Origin of the sequence: Stieleria sp. (assembly GCF_041595215.1) — a bacterium.
Taxonomy (GTDB): Bacteria; Planctomycetota; Planctomycetia; order Pirellulales; family Pirellulaceae; genus Stieleria; species Stieleria magnilauensis.
In genome coordinates, this window is sequence record NZ_JBFHKV010001286.1 from 1 (window position 1) to 2,166 (window position 2,166).

Sequence of the window (2,166 nt, forward strand, 5' to 3'; positions counted from 1 at the left end):
CTGGGGCATCGAAACACGTCGACCGTCGCGCCCGACAACTGATTCCAGGCCGCAACCCCACCGCCGTCGTCTGCCGAAATCACCGGAAATTTATTCGTCGACCAACGTTCGTACAGCGGCTGGTTGTCCAGATACGGCAATAACTCGACGCCGTAACCACCGATCTTCAGGTGCGGGGCGATCACGGGACCACCGGGAACTGCGGGGTCGCTGCCGCCGGCGTAGCTGCCGTAAAAATTCGTGTAGTGCGGCAACCGTCCCTTGCTGGAGTGGAACGTCGTGGTGGCCAATCCGAGTTGCTTGAGGTTGTTCAAACACTGGACGTTTCGCATCCGCTCGCGCACGGCACCGATCGCGGGCAGCAGCAAGCCGACCAAGATTCCGATGATGGCGATCACCACCAGCAACTCCACCAGGGTGAAACCCTTAGATTGACGTTTCATTTGCTCGCGTTCCGAACGAAGAGAGAAGAAGAGACCAGTGATCCGAATCAGTCGGATCTTCACGGCATGCGAACTGGCCGGCGTTGGTTTGTAATCGGTTCCCGCACGATTGGATCAGACCCCATTATCGCGGTATTTCCGAGGGAGTGCAAATGCATCGCCCTTGAATTGCTAGAAAAATCGCGGCCGGCAGCGGGATGTTTGGTCAAAACGATGGCAAACGTCATCCTGACCGTCGCCCAGGCAGCCCGATCGGCATCCTCGACGGAGGGGCAGAAGGAGATGGCGGAACGGGGCGAGCGGGCTATCGAGTTAATCGCGACCGAAACAATGGTGAGCCGATGGCGCTAGCCACGGGCCTCCAAGGGCAACATCTTCACCACTAAGCCCGCGGCTAGCGCCGTCGGCTCACTAAATCGACAGGCCGCGAGCCGTCCGGTTTCAGTGTGAAAGACCGGAGGGCTCGCGCCCTGCCGCTAACAAGAACACGTCTCTTTCCCCGGTCCGCGGGTCTCACCGATGGGGGGAGCACCGCTAGGAACCCAAACGGGAACCTGCAAAACTCGGGGATGCTGATTATGGTGTTGCGTCCCTCGTCCCGTTCTTTTCTTCTTTCGCCGTTTCGATGTTCGGCGTCGATGATCCCGCGTTTCAGTGATTTATCTCGACTTCAATCGCACCACGCCCCTGGCACCCTCGGTTCTCGAGGCGATGCAGCCGTATTGGTCGACGCACTACATGTTGCCGGGCCAAGAACATGCGCACGCCCACGCGGTCGGCGAAGCGCTCGAGGGGGCGCGGGAAAGCATTGCGGCGATGGCCGGTTGCGAGTCGTTTGAGATCGTGTTCACCAGCGGCGGAACCGAAGCGAACAACTTGGCGATCCTGGGACTGCTCGGGGCCGCCGAACCGGGACACGTGCTGGTCAGCCAATTGGAGCACGAGTCCGTGTTGGGCCCGCTGTCGGGATTGCCGACGCGAGATCCCCGCTGGACGATCGAGACGATTCCCTGTCAACCGTCGGGAATCATCTCGCCGCTGACCGTCGAAGCGATGCTGCGGCCCGACACTCGACTGGTTTGTCTGCAAGGCGCCAATGCGATCGTCGGAACCATTCAACCGGTACGTGAAGTCGCCGACCGCTGTCACAACCGGGGCATCTGTGTCCACTGCGACGCGACCCAAATGTTCGGCAAAGTCCCCGTCGACGTCAAACACTTGCGCGCCGACACCGTTGCGATCAGCGGTCACAAGTTTTACGGCCCCAAGGGATCGGGCGCGATCTACGTCCGTCGCGGCTTGCAACTCGACCCGATCACCTTTGGGGAACCGCGCGAGATGGGATTGCGTCCGGGGGCGGAGAACATTCCCGGCTGCATCGGCCTGGGCGCCGCAGCGAGTCTGGCCGAGCGCTATTGTGTCGAAGCCAACGATCAATTGGCCGAACTCCGCGACCACTTTGTGAATCATCTGTCGGAGCAGCTGTCGACTCCGCCGCTGGTGCTGTGCAAACCATCGCCGCGGTTGCCCAACACCGTCGCATTGGAGTTGCCTGGCGACGCGCGGCGGATCCACGAATCAGCCAGAGAGTTGGCGTTGGCGACCGCCCAGGCGAATTCACCGCCGGACGAGTTCACACGGTCGCTCCGCGCGATCGGACGCAACGATTCGCAAATCGGTCGCACCCTCCGCGTCTCGCTCGGTTGGACCACCAGCAACGAAC

The 2,166-nt window shown here is 61.3% G+C and carries 2 protein-coding genes; one reads left to right on the plus strand and one right to left on the minus strand.

From position 1 onward, the window contains the following. Nucleotides 1-443: DUF1559 domain-containing protein (locus ABX749_RS30605; protein ID WP_372899373.1), on the minus strand; the 443-nt coding region annotated here is incomplete at its 3' end. A gap of 654 nt (nucleotides 444-1,097) precedes the next feature. Here ABX749_RS30605 and ABX749_RS30610 point away from each other — a divergent pair. Continuing rightward, nucleotides 1,098-2,166: cysteine desulfurase family protein (locus ABX749_RS30610; protein WP_372899374.1), on the plus strand; the 1,069-nt coding region annotated here is incomplete at its 3' end.